18 protein-coding genes and 1 pseudogene are annotated in these 15,458 nt (G+C 33.1%); 7 read left to right on the top strand and 12 right to left on the bottom strand.

The genetic code is table 11. The features are described 5' to 3' along the window. Positions 1 to 126: 126 nt before the first annotated feature. From ACHMWN_RS16735 to cmk, 3 genes are all read right to left on the bottom strand, one after another. On the bottom strand, positions 127 to 525 hold the full coding sequence (locus ACHMWN_RS16735; protein ID WP_397303459.1) for a GNAT family N-acetyltransferase: 399 nt from the start codon (positions 523 to 525) through the stop codon (positions 127 to 129). Positions 526 to 542: 17 nt separating this feature from the next. Continuing rightward, on the bottom strand, positions 543 to 1,379 hold the full coding sequence (locus tag ACHMWN_RS16730) for a DUF1080 domain-containing protein (protein WP_397303457.1): 837 nt from the start codon (positions 1,377 to 1,379) through the stop codon (positions 543 to 545). Between the two features lie 70 nt (positions 1,380 to 1,449). Continuing rightward, positions 1,450 to 2,133 carry a (d)CMP kinase gene (gene cmk, locus ACHMWN_RS16725; RefSeq protein WP_397303455.1) on the bottom strand — a complete coding sequence of 228 codons (684 nt, stop codon included), beginning with the start codon at positions 2,131 to 2,133 and terminating at the stop codon, positions 1,450 to 1,452. 118 nt (positions 2,134 to 2,251) lie between these two features. Here cmk and ACHMWN_RS16720 point away from each other — a divergent pair, with 118 nt between their 5' ends. After that, positions 2,252 to 2,785 (top strand): ferritin, encoded by a 534-nt coding sequence (locus tag ACHMWN_RS16720; RefSeq protein WP_397303452.1) that lies wholly within the window; start codon positions 2,252 to 2,254, stop codon positions 2,783 to 2,785. 27 nt (positions 2,786 to 2,812) lie between these two features. Beyond that, complete coding sequence (gene arfB, locus ACHMWN_RS16715) at positions 2,813 to 3,223, top strand: alternative ribosome rescue aminoacyl-tRNA hydrolase ArfB (protein ID WP_397303449.1); 411 nt, start codon at positions 2,813 to 2,815, stop codon at positions 3,221 to 3,223. A gap of 29 nt (positions 3,224 to 3,252) precedes the next feature. Here the strand turns inward: arfB and ACHMWN_RS16710 are convergent, their stop codons facing one another. Together ACHMWN_RS16710 and lon are read right to left on the bottom strand one after the other, a co-directional pair. After that, entirely contained in the window at positions 3,253 to 4,206 is a 954-nt protein-coding gene (locus ACHMWN_RS16710) for a lipid A deacylase LpxR family protein (protein WP_397303446.1), read from the bottom strand. Positions 4,207 to 4,210: 4 nt separating this feature from the next. Next, positions 4,211 to 6,682: an endopeptidase La gene (lon, locus tag ACHMWN_RS16705; RefSeq protein ID WP_397303445.1), complete on the bottom strand. Its 2,472-nt coding sequence runs from the start codon at positions 6,680 to 6,682 to the stop codon at positions 4,211 to 4,213. 304 nt (positions 6,683 to 6,986) lie between these two features. Here lon and ACHMWN_RS16700 point away from each other — a divergent pair, with 304 nt between their 5' ends. Beyond that, positions 6,987 to 7,613, top strand: coding sequence for a tetratricopeptide repeat protein (locus tag ACHMWN_RS16700; protein WP_397303442.1), 627 nt, complete (start codon positions 6,987 to 6,989; stop codon positions 7,611 to 7,613). Positions 7,614 to 7,684: 71 nt separating this feature from the next. On the opposite strand, the gene ACHMWN_RS16695 is transcribed toward ACHMWN_RS16700, so the two are convergent. From ACHMWN_RS16695 to gpmI, 7 genes and pseudogenes are all read right to left on the bottom strand, one after another. Beyond that, positions 7,685 to 8,266, bottom strand: a complete 582-nt coding sequence (locus ACHMWN_RS16695; protein WP_397303439.1) for a DUF4256 domain-containing protein — start codon at positions 8,264 to 8,266, stop codon at positions 7,685 to 7,687. 23 nt (positions 8,267 to 8,289) lie between these two features. Further along, positions 8,290 to 8,868, bottom strand: a complete 579-nt coding sequence (locus tag ACHMWN_RS16690; protein WP_397303437.1) for a YdeI family protein — start codon at positions 8,866 to 8,868, stop codon at positions 8,290 to 8,292. Between the two features lie 4 nt (positions 8,869 to 8,872). Then, entirely contained in the window at positions 8,873 to 9,259 is a 387-nt protein-coding gene (locus ACHMWN_RS16685) for a DoxX family protein (protein ID WP_397303434.1), read from the bottom strand. 7 nt (positions 9,260 to 9,266) lie between these two features. Continuing rightward, positions 9,267 to 9,746, bottom strand: coding sequence for an SRPBCC domain-containing protein (locus ACHMWN_RS16680; protein ID WP_397303431.1), 480 nt, complete (start codon positions 9,744 to 9,746; stop codon positions 9,267 to 9,269). Between the two features lie 6 nt (positions 9,747 to 9,752). Next, positions 9,753 to 10,076, bottom strand: a complete 324-nt coding sequence (locus ACHMWN_RS16675) for an ArsR/SmtB family transcription factor (RefSeq protein WP_397303428.1) — start codon at positions 10,074 to 10,076, stop codon at positions 9,753 to 9,755. A 253-nt stretch (positions 10,077 to 10,329) separates the two neighbouring features. After that, on the bottom strand, positions 10,330 to 10,854 hold the full coding sequence (locus ACHMWN_RS16670; protein ID WP_397303426.1) for a hypothetical protein: 525 nt from the start codon (positions 10,852 to 10,854) through the stop codon (positions 10,330 to 10,332). Beyond that, positions 10,854 to 12,373, bottom strand: a pseudogene (gpmI, locus tag ACHMWN_RS16665) (2,3-bisphosphoglycerate-independent phosphoglycerate mutase). Before gpmI ends, ACHMWN_RS16670 begins: the two are co-directional and overlap by 1 nt. A 166-nt stretch (positions 12,374 to 12,539) precedes the next feature. Here gpmI and ACHMWN_RS16660 point away from each other — a divergent pair. From ACHMWN_RS16660 to ACHMWN_RS16645, 4 genes are all read left to right on the top strand, one after another. Further along, on the top strand, positions 12,540 to 12,938 hold the full coding sequence (locus tag ACHMWN_RS16660) for a DUF4783 domain-containing protein (protein ID WP_397303424.1): 399 nt from the start codon (positions 12,540 to 12,542) through the stop codon (positions 12,936 to 12,938). A gap of 45 nt (positions 12,939 to 12,983) precedes the next feature. Continuing rightward, positions 12,984 to 13,826 carry a carboxylating nicotinate-nucleotide diphosphorylase gene (gene nadC / locus ACHMWN_RS16655; RefSeq protein WP_397303421.1) on the top strand — a complete coding sequence of 281 codons (843 nt, stop codon included), beginning with the start codon at positions 12,984 to 12,986 and terminating at the stop codon, positions 13,824 to 13,826. 52 nt (positions 13,827 to 13,878) lie between these two features. Next, positions 13,879 to 14,526 (top strand): glycerol-3-phosphate 1-O-acyltransferase PlsY, encoded by a 648-nt coding sequence (gene plsY, locus ACHMWN_RS16650; protein ID WP_397303419.1) that lies wholly within the window; start codon positions 13,879 to 13,881, stop codon positions 14,524 to 14,526. Positions 14,527 to 14,717: 191 nt separating this feature from the next. Further along, positions 14,718 to 15,431: a M48 family metallopeptidase gene (locus tag ACHMWN_RS16645; RefSeq protein ID WP_397303417.1), complete on the top strand. Its 714-nt coding sequence runs from the start codon at positions 14,718 to 14,720 to the stop codon at positions 15,429 to 15,431. Positions 15,432 to 15,458 lie beyond the last annotated feature (27 nt).

Below are 15,458 nucleotides of genomic sequence, written 5' to 3'. Positions count from 1 at the left end.
GTAGATAGTTTGTGTATTTATCAAAATTCTGCTAATATCGGAGTAATACTATAGAAATCTTAATTTTTACTAATCTAAAGGTAACAATTGCTGATAGTAAAGGTTTTAGAATTTTTGAGTTACACTTTATTCCTCTCTATTAATAATAAAACTACTTTCCTGTTTTTTGAATCCAACTTTTGGATAGTATTCTAATGCTGTTGGAACTGATAGAAGTAGAACCATAGATTGTTCCCCAACTTTTTCTTTGGTTAGATTAATTAATTTTTTGCCAATTCCATCTTTTTGATATTCTTTTCTAATAGCAAGATCAGCTAAATAGCAACTCCAAACCCAGTCTGTAATACAACGAGAAACGCCAATTAATAAATCGCCATCCCAAGCGGTTACAATTAAATTGGAATTATCGAACATTTTCTGAATCCTTTCTTTATCATGCGTTGGTCTTGGTAAACCTGCATTATCATATAATTCTATAATTGCATCAGCATTAGGTCGTTTTTCGAAGCTGTATTTAATATCCATTTAGAAAATGTATTAAATTATTTAAGCAACTCATCAATCACTTTATCCAATTTTACTTTGTCCTTTTCATAAGGCGCTAAATCAAATAAAGCAACTTTTCTAAACTCAATAGGATGGCTTTCGCTTTGCAAAGAAATAAAACCTTCAGTTAGTCTTTTTCCATCTTCCTTAACTTTTGGGTCATAATTTGCAACGTTTCCTCCACCAATTTGCGGTTTTGTATAGGTTAAAACCAATTCTTTGTTCACAAAATGTTTAATGACCGAATCTCCTAGAACTAAAAATTCTGCCGTAACCCATTGTTCGCCATGAAAAGTTTTTGAATTTGATTCTAAACAATGCGCTACTGTTAATTTATCATCCATGTAAATTGTTGTGCCAGGTGTACAAACATTGCTGGTATGACGCTCATGCTTCCCATCACCACCTAATAATTGACCTTCAATAGAAATAGGGAAGTCTTGATCTTTTAACATGGTTTTTGGATCTTGACAATGTAACATTGCTCCGCTGTTTCTCAACGCCCAACCTTCACCGCCTTTAACTTGTTCACCCACAAAGCGATATTCTACCTTTAATAAGTAATAAGAAAATGGTTTTTTGTAAAAAATATGTCCGTATTGTTGATTAAATTCTTTGTAGCCATCATAGCTCACTTTCATTAATCCATTTTCTACTCGAAAGGTATTTGCAAAGTTATCACCAACCTCATGTTTAGCAATTTTTACGGTCCAATCTTTAAGATCTTTTCCATTAAATAAATTAATCCAGCCTTTTTGTTGAGCTTGTAAAGTGCCATTGCAAAGTAATAAAGCAATTAAAGCAATTGATTTTAGGAAGTAATTGAATTTCATACGGCATTTTAATTTGCCTGTAAAATACCAATTTATTTTAATATCCTAACTTGAGAAATGCTTAGGAGAACTAAATTTTTTCTAAAAAAGGTTTAACTCTTTCTAAAGCAAAATCAAGTTGTTCTTCTTCAGTAATATCTGTATTATCCAAAATAATGGCATCTTCTGCTCTTACCAAAGGACTTTCTGCTCTTGTAGTATCAGCGTAATCGCGATGCGCCAAATTTTCGAAAACTTCTTCTAATGTTATTTTAGTATCGCCTTTGGCCATTAATTCTTTATATCTACGTTCTGCTCTGATTTTTGGATCGGCAGTCATAAAGAATTTGACCTGAGCATCTTCAAATACTGCAGTGCCAATATCGCGGCCATCCATCACAATGTTTTTAGATTTTCCCATGCGCTGTTGCTGTTTTACCATATCATGCCGCACTAATTTATTGGCAGAAACCTCACTTACACTTTCAGAAACTGGCATTTGTCTAATTTCTTCAGAAACTTCTTCGCCATTTAACGTGATATGAGATTCGTAATCTCGAGCATGAAAATTTAATTCAATGTGCTGTAAAGCATCTTTTACGGCTTGTTCGTTGTTAACATCAACTTTGTTGCGGATAAAAAATAAAGTTACCGCTCTATACATTGCACCGCTATCGATGTAAATGAAATCTAATTTTTTAGCTAGGGCTTTTGCTAACGTACTTTTTCCGCAAGAAGAATAGCCATCAATTGCTACAACTAGATTTTTTCTCATGATTGCAAAAGTAGTATTTTGAATTAATTTATAGAAAGTTATTTATCAATGATTGAAAGCTTTATAGAACTTTTAAGGTATTCAATTTGTTATACTAACTCATTTTAAACTGAACACAATGTTATTATCTGAAAGAATGTTAAATGCTTTAAACGAGCAAGTTAAAATAGAAGCGCAATCTTCTCAAATTTATTTGGCAGTAGCTTCATGGTTAGAAACTCAGCCAGGATTAGAGGGTTATACAGAGTTTTTTTATAAGCAAAGCGATGAAGAACGTCATCACATGTTAAAATTTATACATTATATCAATGATAGAGATGGACATGCTATTATACCAGCTTTAGCAATGCCACAAAATATTTATTCGCAAGTTATTGATGTGTTTAGAGATTTTTTGAAGAATGAGCTAGAAGTATCTCAATCTATTAATGATTTGGTGGAACTTGCATTAAATGAGAAAGATTATCTCACATTTAAGTTCTTGCAATGGTATTTAGACGAACAATTGGAAGAAGAAAAAATGGCTAAAACTATACTTGAAAAATTAGAATTGGTTGGCAATGATAGAGGTGGAGTTTACCAATTGGATAAGGATATTGTAAGTTTAAGGAAAAAAGTAAGCGAAACAAAAGAGGTAGGTGGAGCTGAATAATTAGGATCTTAAGGCTACATTTGTAGTATGATACTGGTTAAAGAAGAGCTAATTAAGGAAGTAATTTTTAAAACATCGCGAAGCGGAGGGAAAGGTGGGCAAAATGTAAATAAAGTTTCGAGTAAAGTGGAACTTATTTTTAACGTTTCGAATGCCTCTTTTTTATCTGACGAAGAAAAAAAATTGTTGCAAGAAAAATTGGCAAACAGATTAGATACAGAAGGTAATTTACATATTGTTTCTCAGGAGGATAGGAGCCAGCTTTTAAATAAACAGCGAACGGTGATTAAGTTGATGAATTTATTGACGAAATCACTGCAAGTGCAGAAAAAACGTAAGCCAACTAAAATTCCGAAAGCTGTTATTGAGAAGAGATTAACAACTAAATCAATTACTTCTTCAAAAAAAGAAAATAGAAAAAAGCCCGGACTAGATTAGTCAGGGCTTTTAAATTATTCTAGAAATCTTTAATTAAATCTATACAACATAGAAATTGTACCGTATTGATGCGCTTTTGCTGTACTTTTTATTTCTTTAGATTTAAATAATACACCATAATCGAATGTGAAACGAGGTGTGCTGTAATTGAAACCTAATTGCTGTGCAAATACAATTCGTTTTGGCTCAAAAGTTATGGGACTATTATTGTTAAACATACTTCCTTGAATTGTGGCATCGTAAGCAACTACATTAAGCTGCGGTTTGGCATAAAAGAATAGTTCTTTTTTTACCAATTTAGCTGTTTTTGCATTATTGCTAATTGAACTATTTGTGTATGAAGAGTTAAATAACTGATTAATGTCTCCGGCTCTAAACAAAACACCAACTCCTGCACCACTAAAAGTTGTACCTGCGTTGGCATATCCTTCTAAGGAGAAATCTAAATTATTTTTTGCAGAACGATGTAATAACTGCATGTATTGAGCAGAAAGATTAACTGCTAATTCGTTTTTAATTTGATACTGCCAGCCATCAATGGTGTAAAAACCAACAATATCATGTAGTAATTTTTGTGCATCTTCTCCTAATGCATTTGGTCCAACAGTTCCAACTTCTAATCCAGCTTTTAAAATTCGCTCATTTTTATAAAAGAAATTTACATTTCCGCCAGCGTATAAATAACCTGCAAACGGACGGTCTTGCTTATTTGGATCTGGAACATATCCCGAAATAGGATTGTACATTTTTTGTCCAGCAGAAATCTCATAGGTTACTTTTTCTAATTTTTCACCTAGTTTTTGTTGATCCATAGCATGACGAAAATAAATAAATAAGCCATTTGTGTAATACCGATCTTGTCCGTAAAAAAGATAAGCATCATTATCGCTTTTAAAACCAAACTCATTTTTAAAAGTTTGAGCAAAACTACTTATGCCTGCTAAAAATAATACAGCAAAAAATAAAGAGAGTTTTAATCGCATTGGCTTAATTAATTACAACTGGTTTTTTTATACTTAAATCTTGTGCATTTTTCACTTTGTCTTTCGTCAGAGCTAATTCAATTACCTCTCTCATTTCACTAACATAATGAAATTTAAGATCTTTTATGTAATCTTCTTTAATTTCTAAAATATCTTTTCGATTTGACTTACATAAAATGATTTCCTTAATATTCGCTCGTTTAGCAGCTAATATTTTTTCCTTAATTCCTCCAACTGGCAATACTTTTCCACGAAGTGTGATTTCGCCTGTCATGGCTAAATTAGATTTTACTTTACGTTGTGTAAATGCCGATGTTAATGCAGTAAGCATGGTAATCCCTGCTGATGGGCCATCTTTTGGTGTAGCACCTGCGGGTACGTGAACATGTATATCAAACTGATCAAACAATGCATTGTCAATACCAAATAAACCTGCATGTGCTCTAATGTAAGCTAAAGCAATAACAGCTGATTCCTTCATCACATCACCTAAATTACCGGTCAATGTTAATTTTCCTTTTCCAGGACTTAAACTCGCTTCAATAAAAAGAATATCGCCACCAACTGATGTCCATGCTAAACCAGTTACTACGCCCGCAACTTCATTCCCTTCATAGGCATCCTTATCGTAAATAGGAGCGCCTAAAATGCGTTCCACGTCGTCTAAATTCAAAGCAGGTTCATAGGTTTCTTCCATTGCAATTTTGGTTGCAATCCCACGCACTAATGAGCCAATCTTCTTTTCTAAACCACGTACACCACTTTCACGTGTATAATCTTCAATCACTTTTTCAATTAATGAAGATTTAAGCAAAATATCTTTAGCTTTTAAACCGTGTATTTCTTTTTGTTTTGGTAATAGATATTTTTTAGCAATCTCTATTTTTTCTTCGATTGTATACCCATTCACCTCAATAATTTCCATACGATCTAAAAGTGCAGGTTGTATGGTACTTAATGAATTTGCAGTTGCAATAAATAATACGTTTGATAAATCATAATCTGCTTCTACGTAATGATCGTTAAAAGCATTGTTTTGTTCTGGGTCTAAAACTTCTAGTAAGGCCGATGAAGGATCACCTCTAAAATCTGAACCTACTTTATCAATTTCATCCAATACAAAAACTGGGTTTGCTGCACCAGCTTTTTTAATAGATTGAATAATTCGACCTGGCATGGCGCCAATATATGTTTTTCTATGACCACGAATTTCGGCTTCATCCCTAATTCCACCCAAAGCCATACGTACATATTTACGGTTAATCGCTTTGGCAATAGATTTACCTAAAGACGTTTTACCAACTCCTGGAGGACCTACCAAACACAAAATAGGGGCTTTCATGTCTCTTTTTAATTTCAGCACAGCTAGATATTCTATAATGCGTTGTTTTACTTTTTCTAAACCAAAGTGATCTTTATCTAAAATGCGCTGAGCACGTTTTAAATCGAAATTATCTTTAGTGAAATCTCCCCAAGGTAAATCGAGCAATAACTCCAAATAATTCATTTGAATAGAATAATCTGGTGCTTGAGGATTCATTCTGCCTAATTTTTCTAATTCTTTAGCAAAATGATCTGCGACAGGTTTTGCCCATTTTTTCTTTTTACCACGAACTTGTAAGGCATCGTATTCTAAATCAGATGAATTTCCACCCAATTCTTCTTGAATGGTTTTTAATTGTGCATTTAAAAAATAATCGCGTTGTTGCTTATCTAAATCGGTACGTACTTTAGATTGAATTTGGTTTTTAAGCTCTAACATCTGCAATTCAGTTGTTAAAAGTTCCATTACCATTTCGGCACGTTTGCGCAAATTGCCCATTTCAAGCATTTTTTGTTTATCAGCAACATCTGCATTCATGTTCGAAGAGATGAAATTGATCAAGAAAGAAGTGCTTTCTATATTTTTTAATGCAATTCCAGCTTCACTCGGAATATTTGGAGAAAGCTGAATAATTTGAGATGACATTTCTTTAATGGATGCCACTAAATTTTTAAATTCTTTATCCGCTTTATGCTTTGATTCGGCAAATTTTGCAATGATTGCTTTAATATAAGGTTCAGATTGAACTTCTTCTACTAATTGAAAACGTTGTTTACCCTGAATAATAACGGTTGTATTACCATCAGGCATTTGCAGCATTTTAATGATTTGTGCTACAGTACCAACGCTATTTAATTGCTCAAAAGTTGGATCTTCTATAGATACATCCCGTTGCGAAACCACACCAATAATTTTATCTCCTTTGTAGGCTTCCTTTATCAGTTTAATAGATTTATCTCTTCCAACAGTAATTGGTATTACTACGCCTGGAAATAAAACTGTATTTCTTAGTGGCAGGATAGCCAATATTTCTGGTGTTTCTTCATTATTCATCTCATCTTCATCTTGTTGAGACATTAAAGGGAAGAACTCGGTATCTTCATTTATTATGGGTAGTGCGTGACTAAAATCAAATTGATCTTGTTTGCTCATTTATTGGCCTTTTAAAAATAGTATAAAACGACAAACTGACAGCGTTGTCGTAAAAAAAGTATTAATTGTGTATGATTAGCTATATTTTCAACTCTTATGCCAAAAAAGAAAACATGTAATGTGCCTGTTAAAAAGTCAGCCTAAAAAATATTGTTTGCGTGTATCATATTTAAGCTAATTTAGCGTTTACCTTAATATTTGCAAATGGTATGATAGTTGCAATAGCGTAAGTATCCTAAATGTGAACTTGTATTTATTGCTCCTTTGATAGGGATTTTGTAATTTTAACTAAATAAAACGCTTAATGGATTATCTAAAAAAAACATTTTTATTATTATTTATAGTTTCTGCTGCCGGTTCTTCTTATGCCCAAGGTAATTATGAGAAAATGGGTACACAAGCGTGGATGAAAGGCGATTATAAAACCGCAGTAACTCAGCTTGAGAAAGCAGATAACTCTGACCCAAATAATGTAAATGTGTTAAGAATGTTAGCCTATTCAAATTTCCAATGTGGAGATTTTGAAAAGGCAATTACTGCATATAGTCGCTTAATTGTTTTAAAACCAAGTGATTACTCTGCATATTACTATAGAGGCAAAGCAAGATTAAACATTGCGAATTTGCCTAAGGAAGCGCTTAACCAGCTAAGAGAAAACTTTTATACATCTGCAATAAAAGATTTTTCGAAAGCAATTGAAATAAACGGTGAAGAAGATACTCAAATTTTACAAAATAGGGGTATTGCTTATAAAGACTACGCTATTTTCAAATCGTACAAGATTAAAAAAGCAACAGAAAAAGCTGCTGTGTTAACGATATTTAATAATTCAATTGCTGATTTTCAGAAAGTATTAACAATACAACCTTTAAGAAAAGATATTATTTCTTTAATCGATTACGTAAAAGCACAAATTACGAGCTTGAAGTAATAGTAGAAATATATAATAGAAAAGCCCTCGAAATTCTCGAGGGCTTTTTTGTTAAGTATAATTTTGAAGATTTAAACTTTTAACCATCCTCGGAAACCTCTAGCTGCATAATACGATTCTGCACCATTGTGGTATAGGAATACTGTGTTATAACGACGATCACAAAATAATGCACCTCCTAATTTTCTGATAGGTTCTGGTGTAATCACCCAGCTTGATGTTTTTGTGTCGAAATTTCCTAGTTGTTGTAATTCTCGGTATTGTTCCTCTGTTAGAATCGTAATTCCAATATCAGCTGCCATTTCTACTGCGCTATTTTCTGGTTTATGCTCTTTTCTTGCATTTAATGCATGATGGTCGTAACAAATACTTCTGCGGCCTTTCGGACTTTCTGCTGAACAATCGCAAAAAACATATTCATCTGTTTTTTTACCGTTCCCGATAGCTATCGGGACAACAATATCTGGTTCGCCACCTGTCATTTCCATTTCATTTAGCGACCATATTTTCTCACTATTTGCTTCTAGTTTTTCTTGCACTTTGGCCCATTCGACACCTTTATGTCGGTTCATATTTTTTTCAAAGCGACTTTTTAAGATGCCAAGTAGTTCTGCTTGTTGTTCTGACGATAATTCTCTTTTTGAACTATTCATGTGTTACATGTTTTGTAGGTAATTTAATCATTCAATCCTTTTCCCTCAAAAATAGGAGGGATACTTTTTTCAACTCTTGTTTCACGAGTTTTAGCTTGTTTAGGTGCTGAAAAATATAATAAATATGCTCTTTGTCGACCCGGTGTTAAGGCATTAAAAGCAGTTTTAAGCGCTGGAATTTCATCCAACTTATGTTGAAATTCTTTCACAACAAGAAATTCAGTAGTCTTTTTAAATTCGGCTTTTATTCCGGCTTTTTCGATTTCTATAGCTTCAAAAATGTAAGCTTTCAAAATAGCTTTGCTATTAATTATCTCTCGAATATTGGTAAATCGTATTTGACGAGCTACTTGTACATTTTCAGTTTGTTGAATAAGTATGCCATTAGGATCTTTTAGCAATATACCCTTAAAAAATAAATACGCACAATACTCTTTAAAATCGTGAATTAAAACGATGTTATTATTTTGAAATGTATAGCATGGAACACCCCATTTCAACTCTTCAGTCAATCCACAATCTAGTGCAATTGTTCTTAGTTGTAATAATTCATCCTGCCATTTTGCAGCTTTATTAAAATAAAAATCAACTTTAGGATTCATGTTTTTAGTTATTAAATCTAGCGATTTTTCTGTTTGTAGGTCTAAAATACCAAGATATTATGGTCAGAATAAGTAATAATGTTGGTCCAAAAAATTCTTTTGCGCCATCGCCAATGGCTAAATGAGAAAAAATAGCTCCCGACATGGTAAAAAAGAAACCAGCATAGGCCCATTCTTTTACTACTGGAAATTTAGGGATAAGTATAAATATAACTCCCAAAATTTTCCATACTCCAAGTATGGTAAGTAAATAAGCTGGATAGCCTAAATGTGTAAACATAATTACTTCATCTTTTACTTTTAATGTTTGTACTATTCCAGTAGATAACATACCTAAGAAAAGCCAAGCTGTAGCAATCCAAAAAATAATTTTAGTTGTTTTTGTGGTCATAAGGATATTATTTTTTGCGATAATTACTAAATTCACTTAAGATATCTTGTATTCTGTTATGCGCCATATTTATACCTTTTGCAAAAGGTAAAGCAAGAATTTGATTTCTCAGTTCTACAGATTTATATATCACATGCATGGTTAGTTTGCAGGTGTCGTTGGTTAGTTTTTCAAAGGTTAAAAATTCAAGTTGGATGCCAAATTGGGTATTTTCCATTTCGAAGGTTCTTGTAATTTTCTGATTAGGAACAAATTCGTGAATTACACCATTAAACAAATGTTTATTTCCCTTTGGGTCTGTCGTTTCAAATTGATAACTGCCGTGATTTTTACTTTCCAGCTTTAATACTTTTGTTCCCATCCATTGCTCTAAAATTTCTGGTTCTACATAAGCTTTAAAAAGTAAGTCCAACGGCAAATCAAACTCTCGTGTAATTTGTAATTCCTGTTTGCCATCCTCGGCATTAATTTTTGTTTTTCGTTCCATGAGATACTATTTTTTATTTTGATAGGTTTTCATGATACTTTCTAGTTTATTAAATCTGTCGTCCCACATGTTGCGGAAGGGTTCAATAAAATCAGATACTTCTTTCATTTTCTTTGCATTGATGTGATAAGAAATCTCTCTTCCATTTTGTTCTTGATGCAACAATTCGCACTCAGTAAGTATTTGCAAATGCTTAGAAACGGTTGGTCTTGCCGTGTCAAAGTTAGATGCGATTGCACCTGCTGTCATAGATTGTGAAGCAACCAATATCAAGATAGCCCTTCTTGTTGGATCTGCTATAGCTTGAAATACATCTCTTCTTAAATTCATTTTATGTAGTTATATGACTACAAATATATATGTAGCTATTTAACTACGCAAATTTTTTTTAATTTTTGTTAATGCTGTTGTTAATGAATTGTTGGAAGATGAGTAATTGTTGTATGACAATTACTCTGAAGATTACTCTTGTTGATATTCATACTAAGAAATTATTTAAGCAAAAAACGTGCAAGTAGCAGATAGATTCTTGCGTCGAAAAGACGAGCAATAATAAAAAAAACCACTCTTAAAGTGGCTTTTGCTATTTAAACTTTCCAGTAATCTGATAATTCTTTTCATCCATCAGTTTAATGTGCTGTATCTTTTTTATCTGATACAAACTATCTGGATAATAACTCAAGCTATCTTGTGAAGTATATAAATCATTTGTGTTAGTGACGAAAATTTTAATAGCCATCACTTTATTGTTTTTATACGCTATTTCTAGTTTCTTAACAGGAATTTTTTTACTGTCGGATGTATATGTGGTTAAGCTATCTGTTTTAGTTAATTTAAAAGAACCTCTCCAAGATGTTTTATTTATATCTGCATCAATAAAGGAGCTAAATTCCTTTTCCCAGTTTTTGATAAGTAGCTTTTTTTCTTCGGCTTTGCCATTTACCAAAACAGTTTTGTATATAGGTTGATTCGATTTTGTTAAACGAGTTGCTTCTTGTTTAAAATAGGTCTCTAAATCAAAATAGGTTTTAGCTTGTGTTTTATCTTGTTCTTTTAACGTACAAGCACTACAAAAAATGACACAGCAAGCAAAAATGAGTTTCTTCATTACACTAAACAATTTCCAGTCATGATTTCAGGAATATCAATACCCATAACTTTTAAAACAGTGGGAGCGATATCACCTAGTTTTCCATCGGCTATGCTTTTGTAGTCTTCATCAATTAAAATACACGGGACCAAATTGGTTGTATGTGCTGTATTTACAGAACCATCATTGTTAATCATAAACTCTGAATTGCCATGATCTGCCAAAATAATAAATGAATATCCGTTTGCCACACCAGTTGTCACGACTTGTTCTGCACAATTATCTGCAGTTTCTACCGCTTTAACAACAGCATCAAAAACGCCTGTATGTCCAACCATATCTGGGTTAGCAAAGTTTAAACAAACAAAATCTGGCCAACCGCTTTCTAATTCTTTATTTATAGCTAAAGTAATTCCTGCTGCACTCATTTCTGGTTGTAAATCGTAAGTAGCTACTTTTGGTGAAGGAACTAAAATTCGTTTTTCATTTTCAAATTCCTTTTCTCTTCCACCAGAAAAGAAAAATGTAACGTGAGGATATTTCTCTGTTTCCGCAATGCGAATTTGATTTTTATGATGTGCTTCCAACACTTCGCCTAAGGTATTAGAAAGATCATCTTTTGTAAATACAACCTTTACGTTTTGAAAACTTTCGTCGTATGTAGTCATAGTTACATAATACAGTGGCAATTTTTTCATTCCAAAATCTGGATAATCTTTTTGGCTTAATACCGAAGTAATTTCGCGACCTCTATCTGTTCTGTAATTAAAGCAAATCACAACATCATCTGCTTTAATAGTGGCAGTTGGTGTTCCATCTGAGTTGGTTAGTACTATTGGTTTAGTAAACTCATCAGTAATACCTTCATTATATGATTTTAGGATAGCCTCTTCAGCATTACTAGCTTTCTCGCCAACTCCATTTACCATTACATCATAGGCCAATTTCACTCGCTCCCAACGGTTGTCTCTATCCATTGCGTAATAACGACCAATTAAGCTAGCAATTTTACCTGTTGCAGTCTTCAAATGATTATCTAAATCTCTAATAAAACCTAAACCAGAGTTTGGATCTGTATCTCTTCCATCTAAAAAAGCATGAATAAAAACATCTTTTAATCCTTTTTCCTTGGCTGCATCACACAATGCCTTTAAATGATTGATGTGGGCATGTACACCTCCATCAGATACCAAGCCTATAAAATGAACTGCTTTATTATTTTCTTTTGCATAGTTAAAGGCATTTACTACAGTCTCATTACTATGCAAAGTTCTATCGGTAATTGCTTTGTTAATCCTACCTAATTCTTGATAAACCACTCTGCCAGCACCTAAATTCATGTGGCCAACTTCCGAATTGCCCATTTGCCCTGCAGGTAAACCAACCGCTTCGCCAGATGCTTCTAATTTAGAGTTAGGGTATTTTTTTAAAATAGAATCAAAAAAGGAGTATTAGCTATATAAGCAGCATCAGATTTATCTTTTTTCCCGTAGCCCCAGCCATCAAGAATTAACAGTACGAGTTTTTTAGCTTTCATTTTTAATTTTTTGTATCGGATAAACAAGCAATAACTTTGATTTGCGATTAATTATTTATCATTACAAATATAAACCTATTAGCGCTTTAATGAAAGTTTTTAAACATTATGATTGAATAAATGGCATAATTTTAGCTAAAGAATTGGTAGTTTTATAACACACATGATGAAACCGTTACTTGCGTTGTTGCTCTTACTCCTGCATTTTCCATCAAATAATACGCTACAAGCAGATATTATTGACGATTTGTCTGTGCAATTTAAATTAGGAAACTCCAAAGAAATTGCTAAAAACTTTGCTCCATCTGTAGAATTAATCATCATTGATCAAGAAGATGTATACAGTAAAGCACAGGCCGAACAGATTTTAAAAGATTTTTTTGTAAAAAATCCACCAAATAAAAGCGCTATCATACATCGCTTAAGTACCAATCCAAACTATCGTTTAGGCATATTCTCTGTAGCTGCCAAAACTGGGAAATTCAGGGTAACAATTACCTTAAAGAAAAACCCAGCTAACGTTTTCTTAATCACCGAATTAAGGATTGAACCTGATAAAGAATAGTATTTTATACAGTTAATTGCTAATTTTGAATTAAAATTTACTGTTTTGGATAAGAAATTAGTTGATCAATTTATCAAGAATGCTATTGCCGAAGATGTAGGTGATGGCGACCATACTTCACTTTCTACTATTCCTGCAAATGTACAGGGCAAAGCTAAATTAATTGTAAAAGAAGATGGAATTTTGGCTGGTGTTGAACTGGCTTTAGAAATTTTTAATCAAATAGATTCTTCTTTAAAAGTTGATGTTATGCTACAAGATGGCGCTGCTGTAAAGTATGGCGATATCGCTTTTACAGTAGAAGGTAGTACACATGCAATTTTATTAGCAGAAAGATTAGTGCTGAACTGTATGCAGCGTATGAGTGGCATTGCTACTAAAACTAATCGCATTGTTGAATTATTAAAGCCTTACAAAACACAAGTTTTAGATACACGCAAAACGACACCTGGTTTACGCTATTTAGAAAAATGGGCAGTTAAAATTGGTGGGGGTGTAAATCATCGCATTGGTTTATACGACATGATTTTGATTAAAGATAATCATGTTGATTATGCTGGTGGAATTGCAAATGCCATCATTGCGGCAAACAAATATTTAAAACAGACACATAAAAAATTAACGATAGAAATTGAGGTTAGAAACTTAGATGAATTAAATCAAGTTTTAGCTGAGGGAAATGTTAATCGTATAATGCTTGATAACTTCGAATTGCCTTTGTTAAAAGAAGCAATTGATTTAATCGATGGCAGATTTATTACGGAAGCTTCTGGAGGGATAGTAGAAGAGAATGTAGCGCAATATGCAGCTTGTGGTGTTGATTATATCTCGATGGGTGCGTTAACTCATTCTGTAAAAAGTTTAGATTTAAGTTTAAAAGCAGTCTAACCCTATAAATTCTACCATCTTGAATCTTATTTTTTTAGTATAATTGTAGGCCATGATTTCGATCTATTCAATTTCAGCGTTAATTGCAGCCTATTTACTCGGTTCTATACCAACAGCAGTTTGGTTAGGTCAGGCTTTTTATGGCGTTGACGTAAGGGAATATGGCAGTGGAAATGCTGGTGCTACAAATACTTTTCGTGTCTTGGGAAAAAAAGCAGGTATAGCCGTAATGTTTATCGATATTTTTAAGGGGTATACTGCTACTAATCTTGCACATCTTATTGGTTTATCCGTAACAGGTCCACACAACTCTACTCAATTTGTAAATTATCAATTAGCACTTGGTGTAATTGCAGTAATGGGACATTTATTTCCTGTTTTTGCTGGTTTTAGAGGAGGAAAGGGAGTTGCTACATTATTTGGGATGGTTTTGGCAGTTAATCCAGCTGCAGCAATGTTATGTGTTATTGTTTTTGTGACAATTTTATTAACAACAAAGTATGTATCGTTAAGTTCGATATGTGCAGGCTTTACTTTCCCCATAAGTGTAGTATTTGTTTTTCAGTCCTCTGTAAAGTCTGAAGTACTGTACGGAATGTGCGTTTGCTTGCTTATTTTAGTGACTCATCAAAAGAATTTGGAAAGACTACTTAAAGGCAAAGAATCCAAAGTTTATCTCTTTAAAAAGAAGCAGGGTTAAAAAATTTTCAAACTATCTATCAAGATAATTGTTAGAAAGGAAATACTTAAAGAATTAACCTTTAATACGCTCAAAAATTTAACCATTTACTATGAAAAAATTAATGATTATAGGTCTTGCTACAGGTTTGTTGGCAATATCTTCTTGTTCTACTGTTCCTTTAACTGGTAGAAGTAGATTAAGTTTAATAGATGACTTCTCAGTTGCAACAACAAGCAGCTATTGGATATGCTCAATTATTAAGTGATCCGAGTACAAAAGTTGTTTCCACAAATTCTTCTCAAACCCAAATGGTAAAGAGAGTTGGGGCAAAAATTGCTGCTGCGGTAACACAATATATGAATCAGAATGGATATGGAGAGCAGATTAAAAATTATAAATGGGAGTTTAATTTAATTGAAAGTAAAGAAATTAATGCATGGTGTATGCCAGGTGGAAAAGTTGCTGTTTATACAGGTATTTTGCCAATCACTAAAGATGAGGCTGGTTTAGCTACCGTAATGGGTCATGAAATTGCTCATGCTATAGCGCAACACTCTGCAGAAAGAGCTTCACAAATGGCATTGGCACAAGTTGGTGGTGCGGCAGTTGGTGTTGCTACATCAAATAAATCTGAAACAACACAAGCAGTAGTGAATCAATTATACGGAATTGGTGGTCAATTAACTATCTTAAAATATGGTAGAAACCAGGAATTAGAGGCAGATAAAATGGGCTTATCATTTATGGCAATGGCTGGATATAATCCTTCTACAGCAGTAGGTTTTTGGCAAAGAATGTCTCAAGCTAGTTCAAATGGAGCAAAACCACCAGTATTTTTAAGTACTCACCCAACTGATGAGTCTCGAATTGCACAAATTCAAAGAGATTTACCAGAAGCAATGAAATACTATAAAGGAAGATAAAATTAAAAAAGGACATAGGTTAAAAGG

Origin of the sequence: Pedobacter sp. UC225_61 (assembly GCF_044452285.1) — a bacterium.
Classification (GTDB): domain Bacteria; phylum Bacteroidota; class Bacteroidia; order Sphingobacteriales; family Sphingobacteriaceae; genus Pedobacter.
This window is presented reverse-complemented; position numbering and strand designations above follow the sequence as displayed.

Coding starts and splice junctions, on each gene's coding strand:
- ACHMWN_RS16735 (WP_397303459.1), bottom strand. CDS start 525: ATGGATATTAAATACAGCTTCGAAAAACGACCTAATGCTGATGCAATT.
- ACHMWN_RS16730 (WP_397303457.1), bottom strand. CDS start 1,379: ATGAAATTCAATTACTTCCTAAAATCAATTGCTTTAATTGCTTTATTA.
- cmk (WP_397303455.1), bottom strand. CDS start 2,133: ATGAGAAAAAATCTAGTTGTAGCAATTGATGGCTATTCTTCTTGCGGA.
- ACHMWN_RS16720 (WP_397303452.1), top strand. CDS start 2,252: ATGTTATTATCTGAAAGAATGTTAAATGCTTTAAACGAGCAAGTTAAA.
- arfB (WP_397303449.1), top strand. CDS start 2,813: ATGATACTGGTTAAAGAAGAGCTAATTAAGGAAGTAATTTTTAAAACA.
- ACHMWN_RS16710 (WP_397303446.1), bottom strand. CDS start 4,206: ATGCGATTAAAACTCTCTTTATTTTTTGCTGTATTATTTTTAGCAGGC.
- lon (WP_397303445.1), bottom strand. CDS start 6,682: ATGAGCAAACAAGATCAATTTGATTTTAGTCACGCACTACCCATAATA.
- ACHMWN_RS16700 (WP_397303442.1), top strand. CDS start 6,987: ATGGATTATCTAAAAAAAACATTTTTATTATTATTTATAGTTTCTGCT.
- ACHMWN_RS16695 (WP_397303439.1), bottom strand. CDS start 8,266: ATGAATAGTTCAAAAAGAGAATTATCGTCAGAACAACAAGCAGAACTA.
- ACHMWN_RS16690 (WP_397303437.1), bottom strand. CDS start 8,868: ATGAATCCTAAAGTTGATTTTTATTTTAATAAAGCTGCAAAATGGCAG.
- ACHMWN_RS16685 (WP_397303434.1), bottom strand. CDS start 9,259: ATGACCACAAAAACAACTAAAATTATTTTTTGGATTGCTACAGCTTGG.
- ACHMWN_RS16680 (WP_397303431.1), bottom strand. CDS start 9,746: ATGGAACGAAAAACAAAAATTAATGCCGAGGATGGCAAACAGGAATTA.
- ACHMWN_RS16675 (WP_397303428.1), bottom strand. CDS start 10,076: ATGAATTTAAGAAGAGATGTATTTCAAGCTATAGCAGATCCAACAAGA.
- ACHMWN_RS16670 (WP_397303426.1), bottom strand. CDS start 10,854: ATGAAGAAACTCATTTTTGCTTGCTGTGTCATTTTTTGTAGTGCTTGT.
- ACHMWN_RS16660 (WP_397303424.1), top strand. CDS start 12,540: ATGAAACCGTTACTTGCGTTGTTGCTCTTACTCCTGCATTTTCCATCA.
- plsY (WP_397303419.1), top strand. CDS start 13,879: ATGATTTCGATCTATTCAATTTCAGCGTTAATTGCAGCCTATTTACTC.
- ACHMWN_RS16645 (WP_397303417.1), top strand. CDS start 14,718: ATGACTTCTCAGTTGCAACAACAAGCAGCTATTGGATATGCTCAATTA.